Source organism: Nosocomiicoccus massiliensis, from assembly GCF_000438455.1.
GTDB classification, from domain to species: Bacteria; Bacillota; Bacilli; order Staphylococcales; family Salinicoccaceae; genus Nosocomiicoccus; species Nosocomiicoccus massiliensis.
Genome location: NZ_CAVG010000007.1, coordinates 1 through 8179, shown reverse-complemented (window position 1 = coordinate 8179; position 8179 = coordinate 1). Strand labels below are relative to the sequence as shown.

Here is an 8179-nt window from a genome sequence, read left to right as displayed (position 1 = left end):
TTTATCATTTTTAGAAGAAATCGCGTCTTATAATATTCCATTTTCTTTAATCGTCAACCAAATCGATAAACACGACGATAGTGAATTATCATATGACACGTTCATCAATCGTTTAAAGTCGACTTTATCAAACCATCATATTCATCCAGAACATATATTTACGACGTCGATATACGACACACCATACCGTCAAAATGAACAACTAGAATCGTTTTTAAAAGTATTAGACGATTCAAGAGAATCGTTTAAAAAGTTGTATCATGAAAGAATTATCGAAAACATCGAGCAAAAACATATCGAATATTTAGTTGATCAGTTAAATAGTTTAGACGTAGATTCAAAAATAGAATCAGATCTAAAAACGCATATCCATTATTTACAAGAAGAAAAACAAGTACACGTTGCGTCACATATTAAAAGTGATATTCAGAAATTAACGGAATACGTAGACACGCATGCGAAAGATATTGTGAGTAATAGTTACTTATTCCCACATGACGTAAAGGATAGTATACGCGAGTACTTTAAAATCAGTACCGGGGACGTACAAGTGAAAGGTTTATTTTGGAAAAAGAAAAAGTTACAAGCGATGAAAGATGATCAAGTAAAGGTTGTGCATCAACTGATGCAAGACGTTATTGATCGTCAAATTAATACGCAAATCAATGACTTGTTTTTAGAGCTTAAAGTCTCATCAAACGAATACTTTAAATATGAGTATCACGACACTTTACTTACAGATTATGAGATCGTTGAAAGTAATGAGAAAGTTTTAGATGTCTATTTAGGAGAATTAAAACAAACGATTTCTAAAGAAGTAAGAAATCTCCTTAAAGTATTTATAAAGCAGTTAGATATTAAAGTTCATGACGTTAATCCAGATGATACGGTAGACGAAGAATTAAATCGTTACAAAAAAGCACTTCAACTCGCTGAGTTAAAGTCTGTGTTTTTATCTGGAAGTTACAAACACTTATATACTCATGTCGAAGATGAATTAAAAGCATTAAATGAAAACATTGAAGTATCACTCGACACGATTAAAGATTTAACAGAGAAAAAAGAAGACGTTGTGAGTTATGACTTTAAGTCTTCTGCGTTAGATACAAATAATTATTATAAAATTACTGATTTAATCAAAGAGTCAAATAACTACAAACATATTTATGACTTATTAACGAATAAACTTAACCGTTTAAAGCATAACGAAGCGAATATTAGTGTATTCGGAGGATTTAGCGCAGGGAAAAGTACGTTTATCAACGCTTTATTAAAAGAAAAACTTCTTACGACAAGTCCGAACCCAACGACCGCTTCAATTACTGAGATTAGTAACAGCGTTAAAAGCTATATTCAATATAAATCTGAAGAATCAATCGTTGAATTGTTAGAGTCTGTCACTGGAAAGAGCAATTTGTCGTTAGATGACCAAGTCAAACAATTAAATAAAATGGATGTGCCTAAATTATTTGTACCACTTAAAAATGGTGTGAACAAAAATTTAGAGACGTATCGACCGCTATTCGGTCAAAAAGTAGAAACGACTCGAGAAGACATCGATTTTAAAACGAGTGAAGACAGTCATGCAATATTTATCGATAAGGCATTTATCGGCCATCATGCACCGTTATTAGATCAATTTACTATTATCGACTCACCAGGTATTAACTCGATAAACGAACGTCATACACAAGAAACACACCAAATTATCGCAAATAGTGACTTAATCATTTACGTATCGTATTTTAACCATGTGTTTACACAATCTGATGCACAATTTTTAAAGTATATTCAATCAATCAAAGGAAAAGAGTTTCCGTTATCGGTCGTTATTAACGCTGTTGACTTAGCGAAAAATGATAGCGAAATTGAAGACGTTGAAGCATATATGCATCAGTCGCTAAACCAATTAAAAATTCAACATCAGATTTACGGTGTTTCAAGTAAGTATGCATTAGAACATGATGATGCATCATTTGAAGCGGTGAAGTTGTCATTTTTAAAAGATGCAGAAAATAAATCAAAAGAATTACTCGCACTTTCTATCGATGAAAATATTAAGCAGTTTATCGAATTACTAAAATCAAATATTAAACAATTCGATGAAGGTGAGTCATATATAAATACGCTTAAAGAAAACCGTCATAATACTTCACAGTTACTGAATGCCTTTACAGCACATACGGTCAAAAACGAAACAGTGAGTGAAATCGAGAATTTATTTGCATTCATACCAAAACAACTAGAGCTTAAATTGTATGATTATCTATCGTCTAATATTTCAATGAACGACGTTTCTAAAAAAATGTTAAGTGCGAATCGTCAATCAATTAAAAACGACATTGAACAGTACGTAACGATTGAAAGTAATACAATTATCAACAACGTGTATAGATTTATCGATGGTTTAGTAAATCAACATATCAATGATTTTAATGTTAAACTGAGAGCAAGCAATGTTGTAGACACGCTACAATATCCAAAAGTAGATCAGCATCAAGTGAAAGTTACAGTAGATGACACACATGTGAACGCAGAATTAAAGCAGCTCGAAAAGTCCGTTAAAACGCATAAACAACTGAGAGAGCAATTATTAGAACTTAGTAAAATGATTGTAGACTCTATTCAATTAGACGCACTAAAAGATATCGTCATTCAAAATTCGAAGTATTATTTTAATGATGTCGATTATAAGTTGTTAGAAGATAAAACGAGAGTATTACAGATGTTAAATACACCAATCGAAGCACCAGATGAAGTGATGTACAAGGAAAGTATCGATTTATTAAACGAAATACATTCAATTGTAGGTGAGGAAAATGACAATCATTAATGAAAAAGAGCTACTAGAATTAGACCCTTCCACATTATTACTTGTCGACACGAGAAACGTTATGGGGAACGAAGAGAAGACAAAAGAATTAGTACTTAACGATCCAATTGAGAATACGATTCACATTAAAGAGAATCCATTTATCGTTGAAGCGGGTGGCCATAACAATGGGAGAAGCCCTGTGCCTACTGCAGGTGTCGTAAAAGGTTTATATGATGCATTAAGTCAACCAGGAAAAGAAATCGTATTGTTTGCAAACGACAACAGTTTCTTTCATACACGTCTATACGTCGTATTTAAACTTTATGGCTATGAAACGACGCTATATATTGGTAGTTTAGATGTGCTAAAAGAAGTTGCGAAAAAAGTTGAACATATCCAATTAAATCTACCAACTGTATTTGAAGACGTTGATCAATTGCCTGATGAATCTTTATATGCGACATTTGAAAATGTTAAAAACAGCATAAAAGATCCAAATCATTTATTAATCGATGTACGTGAACGTTCGCGTTATCTCGGTCAAGGAGATAACATGGATAGTAAAAGTGGTCATATTCCGACTGCGATTAACATTCCAAATACGACACTATTTAAAGACGGGACGATGTCATTAGATGTTTTACAAGATGAATTAAAAGACATTAAAAAGTTTGATTCAGTGACTGTCTCTTGTGGATCAGGAATGAGTGCAACACCGATGTTTACGTTTTTACATGAAAACGGCATTCCCGTAAAATTATATGGTGGTAGTTTCTCTGAATGGATTCGTGAAGATGAACCGATTCTCACGAAGGAAACGACGCTAAAGGAACGTGTATTAGATATTGAGTAAATTATTAATTGTCGACGGAATGGCTCTGTTATTCCGTCACTTCTTTGCAACAAGTTTTAGTAAGCAATTTTTTTACAACAGTTTTGATCTACCAACAAATGGTGTACAAGGGACAATTCGACACATTTATAAAGCTATAGAAATCATTCAACCAGAAAAAGTAATCATTACGTGGGATATGGGGAGTGAGACTGTTCGAACAGAGTGGTATGAAGATTATAAATCTAATCGTCCAGCACCACCAGAAGAACTCGTTCCTCAATTCGATTTAGTGAAAGATGTACTTGCTGAGCTTGATTTCTATCAAATTGGGTTAAAGGGATATGAAGCGGACGACCTCATCGGAACGATTACAAAACACTATGATAATTCGGTGATTATTTCTGGAGATAAAGACCTTTTACAAGTCATTAATGACGATAACGAGTTATGGCTAACGAAAAAAGGATACACTGAATACGATATATATAATCTAAATCGTTTTACTGAAGAATTTTCAATTACGCCACATCAATTTATCGATGTAAAAGCATTAATGGGAGATAGCGGTGACGGATACTTTGGCGTCACCGGAATTGGTGAAAAAACCGCGTTAAAACTAATTCAACAACACAAATCCTTAGACCATTTACTAGAAAATCTAGACGCTTTAACAAAACGTCAAAAAGAAAATATTATAAAAGACTACGATCATTTAATACTCAGCCGAAGACTCGCTGAAATTATTACAGATGTTCCGATAAACGTAAACGATGTGATTCAGTTTAGTGATTATGAATTTAACCTTGAACGCACTCTACAAGTGCTCGATAAGTACGACTTAACAATCGCAAAACGTTACGTAGAAGGGTTAGATTTATAATGGCGACGGTACACATCGATGCAGCAACACGTCAACATCCTCACGTTTCTGTTGGAGCAGTGATCATCAAAAATGAAACTACACACGAATTTACATCAGTTTTTCATCATATTGATAATAACGAAGCAGAGTGGGCGACGTTAAACTTTGCACTTGAAAAGTGTACTGAATTGAATATTAAACAAGCAATAATTTATACCGATTCACAAATTGTTGTCGATTCAATCGATAAACGTTTTGCAAAAGATCCGCGCTTTAAACAATATTTAACATCATTCGTTAATTACGAGTCTAAATTTGATTTATTATTAGTTTCTTTTATCACACGTGAGCACAATAAACACGCAGATCATCTCGCTAAAACAGAGTTATATAAATATTTAAACAAATAAAATTAAAAAACCTCTCTCAAAATAGTATAATGACTGTAATACGTAAAATAAGGAGAAAGTATATGAATATTATCAAAATCGAACCAACACCAAACCCAAATACGATGAAAGTTGTTTTAGATGAGCAAAAACCAGATATGAAATCTTCAACACATAAAGAAGTAAGTCCAGAAAATCCAGACTTCATCAACCGTGTACTTGAAATCGATGAAGTGACTAGCGTATTTTACGCTTTAGATTTCATATCTGTAGATAAAGATCCACGAGCAGAGTGGGACGTTGTAATTCCTAAAATTGAAGCTCAATTTGAAGGACAGGATACAAAAAAGTAATTGCGCACGTCGACGATCATTTTGGAGAAGTAAAAGTGGAATTACTATCATTTAAAGAAATTCCTTATCAAATTAAACTTAATGATGGCGAAGTGAGAGAAGCGTTAAACGATGACTTTTTAAACGCTGTAGAAGCTGCCACACTCCCTGAAGACAATATTATATTTAGTAGAAAATGGGAGTCTCTCGGATACTATTACGGTGAGCTAAATGACGTTCTAACTGAAGTAAAAGAAGAAATCGGTGCACTTTATACAAAAGAGCGTCTGACTAATCTTGTAAAGGCTGCTAAAGAAAATAAACAACCAGAACCAAAACGCTATTTTAAAATTGATTTAGATACTTTCAAGCAAGAAGAGGATTGGAAGAAGAGACTCTATTATTTAAATCACTTTGATACACCGGATGAAGGCGATTATGAAATCTTATCATACGCACTAAACGATTCAAAAGTACAAATTCGTCGTATGGCAGTTTCACTTCTAGCAATGATTGAAAAAGAGGAAACTTTAAATTATTTAAAGCAGGCGCTCCAAGATAAATCCGTGACAGTTCGTAGAACTGCAGGAGATGCATATAGTGATCTTGGTCTTAAGTCTGGTTTAAAAGATATGTGTCCGTTACTCGATGATAAAAGTCCAATCGTTCGTTGGCGTGCAGCGATGTTTGTATATGAAGTCGGTGACGATTCTAGTCTTCCATTTTTATATCAATATAGAGAAGATTCATCATACGAATGTAAATTGCAAAAAGAACTTGCGATTTCAAGAATTGAAGAAGGCGAAAGAGCACTTGGAAGTGTCTGGAAACAAATGGAAAAGAGGAATCAATAATGAATCCATATGAAGCATATATGAATGAACTTGTTGATGCTTATAGAAAAGACCTAACAAAATACAATTTTGAAGAATTCACAACTAAAGAAGCGGTCAAAGACTTTATGGACAATGTAAATGAAGATGAGACGACTTTCGTTGTTATCAATAGTATGTGTGGATGTGCAGCAGGACTTGCACGACCAGCAGCACGTACAGTCGCGTTACAAAACCCAAATACACCAGATCATTTAGTAACTGTTTTTGCGGGACAAGATAAAGAAGCAACTGAAGAGATGAGAACATATATTGGTCAGGAACCTTCGAGCCCATCAATGGCATTATTTAAAGGTAAAGAGTTAAAATACTTCTTACCGAGAATGTTTATTGAGGGCAGAGAAATTGAAGATATTATGATGGATTTAAAAGACGTCTTTGACGAGTATTGCCAATAAAAAAAGGAAAGCACTGATTATGCTTTCCTTTTTAGTCTATTAATTAGTATTATTCAAAAATACACATCGAAATCATGTAAAGTGAAAGTAATACTAATCCAGTAAACATTACTGCTTCCATACGGAACACTCCTTCGTTTGAAGTATATATGATTACTTATATTATATTAAAAATACCGAATAAAAGAAAGGAAGATTTTAATGAACACTTTCGATCAAGCGTATCACGACTTACTACAACATGTGTTAGACACAGGAACAACTAAAGATGACCGCACAGGAACGGGTACAATTTCAACATTCGGATATCAAATGCGATTTGACTTAAGTAAAGGTTTCCCATTATTAACGACAAAACGTACATCGTTTAAACTGATTGCAACAGAACTCATTTGGTTTATGCGTGGAGATACGAATATCAAGTACTTACTTCAGTACAACAATAACATTTGGAACGAATGGGCATTTAAACGTTATGTCGAATCTGATGATTATCACGGTGAAGATATGACAGATTTTGGCCGACGTGCGTTGAAGGACGAAGCCTTTAACGAAGTATATCAACAAGAAATGGAAAAATATAAAGAACGTATTTTAACAGATGATACATTCGCTAAAAAATATGGTGAACTTGGAAATGTATATGGTAAACAGTGGAGAGATTGGATTGGGCCAAATGGAGAATCTGTCGACCAACTACAAAACTTAATCGAATCAATCAAGAACACACCATATTCTAGACGACATATCGTCTCTGCATGGAATCCAGCAGAAATTGAAACGATGGCATTACCGCCATGTCATACGCTGTTTCAGTTTTACGTAAACGATGGTAAGTTAAGTCTACAACTCTATCAAAGAAGTGCGGATGTATTTTTAGGCGTTCCATTTAACATCGCGTCATACAGTCTATTATTGTTACTCGTCGCAAGAGAAACAGGACTAGAAGTCGGTGAATTCGTTCATACTTTTGGTGACGTTCATATTTACCAAAATCATATCGAAGCAGTTGAGACTCAACTTTCTAGAGACGGATTCGACGCACCAACTGTTAAAATTAACACAGATAAATCTATGTTCGATTTAGAATATGAGGACTTTGAACTCGTTGATTATAAAAGTCATAAAAGCATTAAAGCACCAATTGCGGTCTAAAGGAGAAAAATAATGTTATCGTTAATAGTAGCATATGCAAATCAAAACGTTATCGGATTTAAAGGCGACATGCCGTGGCGCTTACCACATGATTTAAAACGATTAAAGAAAATTACAACAGGACATACAATCGTCATGGGTCGAACGACGTATGAGTCACTTGGTAGACCATTACCGAATAGAAAAAATGTCGTCTTAACGAGTCAAGATATAGATGATGACGGTGTTGAGATTATTCGTAGTCTCGATGAAATCAAATCTTTAGACGGTAAAGTATTTGTATTCGGTGGCAGCAAATTATACAATGCAATGATCGATGATGTTGAAGAGATGTACGTCACTGAAATTTATGAATCATTCGTTGGAGATACCTTCTTCCCGGAATATGACAAAAATGATTTTGAATTGGTTTCAAGAGAAGATTATGACGTTTCAGAAGAAGTAAATTATCCGTACGCATATTTACATTACGTAAAGAAGGATTCTTATGAATAATATTT

9 protein-coding genes are annotated in these 8179 nt (G+C 34.0%); all 9 read left to right on the top strand.

From position 1 onward, the window contains the following. Nucleotides 1-2833 (top strand): dynamin family protein (locus TJ68_RS00265; protein WP_040928119.1); only part of this gene is annotated, 2833 nt, incomplete at its 5' end. Next, nucleotides 2820-3668 carry a sulfurtransferase gene (locus TJ68_RS00260; RefSeq protein WP_040928118.1) on the top strand — a complete coding sequence of 283 codons (849 nt, stop codon included), beginning with the start codon at nucleotides 2820-2822 and terminating at the stop codon, nucleotides 3666-3668. The genes TJ68_RS00265 and TJ68_RS00260, both read left to right, overlap by 14 nt. Beyond that, a complete protein-coding gene (locus tag TJ68_RS00255) occupies nucleotides 3658-4530 on the top strand; it encodes a 5'-3' exonuclease (protein ID WP_040928117.1) in 873 nt (290 codons plus the stop codon). Before TJ68_RS00260 ends, TJ68_RS00255 begins: the two co-directional genes overlap by 11 nt. Continuing rightward, complete coding sequence (locus TJ68_RS00250) at nucleotides 4530-4922, top strand: ribonuclease HI family protein (RefSeq protein WP_040928116.1); 393 nt, start codon at nucleotides 4530-4532, stop codon at nucleotides 4920-4922. Before TJ68_RS00255 ends, TJ68_RS00250 begins: the two co-directional genes overlap by 1 nt. A gap of 62 nt (nucleotides 4923-4984) precedes the next feature. Continuing rightward, nucleotides 4985-5254, top strand: a complete 270-nt coding sequence (locus TJ68_RS08625) for a NifU N-terminal domain-containing protein (RefSeq protein WP_238315990.1) — start codon at nucleotides 4985-4987, stop codon at nucleotides 5252-5254. Between the two features lie 35 nt (nucleotides 5255-5289). Further along, a complete protein-coding gene (locus tag TJ68_RS00245) occupies nucleotides 5290-6087 on the top strand; it encodes a virulence factor (protein ID WP_238315989.1) in 798 nt (265 codons plus the stop codon). Further along, a complete protein-coding gene (locus TJ68_RS00240) occupies nucleotides 6087-6524 on the top strand; it encodes a BrxA/BrxB family bacilliredoxin (RefSeq protein WP_040928115.1) in 438 nt (145 codons plus the stop codon). The genes TJ68_RS00245 and TJ68_RS00240 overlap by 1 nt, the downstream gene beginning before the upstream one ends. A 201-nt stretch (nucleotides 6525-6725) precedes the next feature. After that, nucleotides 6726-7679: a thymidylate synthase gene (locus tag TJ68_RS00235; protein WP_040928114.1), complete on the top strand. Its 954-nt coding sequence runs from the start codon at nucleotides 6726-6728 to the stop codon at nucleotides 7677-7679. A gap of 9 nt (nucleotides 7680-7688) precedes the next feature. Next, nucleotides 7689-8174, top strand: a complete 486-nt coding sequence (locus TJ68_RS00230) for a dihydrofolate reductase (protein ID WP_040928113.1) — start codon at nucleotides 7689-7691, stop codon at nucleotides 8172-8174. Nucleotides 8175-8179: the final 5 nt, after the last annotated feature.